We start from the raw sequence: 942 nt of genomic DNA on the forward strand, positions 1-942 counted from the left end.
CCCAGCAGGAAATAGCCCTTGATCTTCCCGTCGATCATGTTCAACACCTGCTGGTACGTGCCGTGATCGCCGGTCATCCGCGGCAGGTAGCCGTAGCAGAAGTCGTTGTCCGGTGTCGCGGCCTCACCCCAGTACGCCTTGAGCAGGCTGGCGGCGAACGACTCGGCGTTGCCCCAGAAGCCCTTCTGGCCCGGGTGGCGGATGCTGTCGACCCACTCGTCGAAGGTCGGGTGATCGGCGTGGTGCGGCATCGGAAGGTAGCCCGGCAGCAGGTTGAACAACGTCGGAATGTCGGTGGACCCCTGGATGCTGGCGTGACCGCGCAGCGCCATGATCCCGCCACCCGGGCGACCCATGTTGCCCAACAGCAACTGGATGATCGCGCCGGTCCGGATGTACTGCACACCAACGCTGTGCTGCGTCCAGCCCACCGAGTAGATCAGCATGCCGGTGCGGTCGCGGCCGGAGTTGCGCGTCCACGCCTGGGCGAGTTCGAGGAACTTCTCCTGCGGGATGCCGCAGACCCGCTCCACCATCTCCGGCGTGTAGCGGGAGAAGTGTCGCTTCAGGATCTGGTACACGCAGCGCGGATGCTGCAACGTCTCGTCGCGCTGGGTCTGCCCGCCCACCTGGGCGCCGTGCGACTCGTGCTCCATCCCCGCTGCGGAGTCGCGCTCCTTGGCCGTGTGCCCGCTGCCCGAGGAGTCCTCGTGGCCCGCGTACTGCCAGCTGTCCTGGACGTAGCTTCCGGTCTCCGGGTCGAAGCCGGAGAAGAACCCGTCGCCGTCCTCGGTGTCGCTGAACCGCTCGCTGATGATCGTCGCCGCGTTGGTGTACGACAGCACGTACTCCCGGAAGTCCAGCTCGTTCTCCAGGATGTAGCGCACCACCCCACCCAGCAACGCGATGTCCGTACCCGCCCGGATCGGCAGGTAGCTGTCC

The 942-nt window shown here is 66.3% G+C and carries 1 pseudogene; it reads right to left on the minus strand.

Annotated elements, in window-relative coordinates:
- Positions 1 to 942: pseudogene (locus ADK66_RS28205) on the minus strand (molybdopterin-dependent oxidoreductase); the annotation flags it as partial.

This window comes from Micromonospora sp. NRRL B-16802, assembly GCF_001279555.1.
Lineage (GTDB): Bacteria > Actinomycetota > Actinomycetes > Mycobacteriales > Micromonosporaceae > Micromonospora > Micromonospora profundi.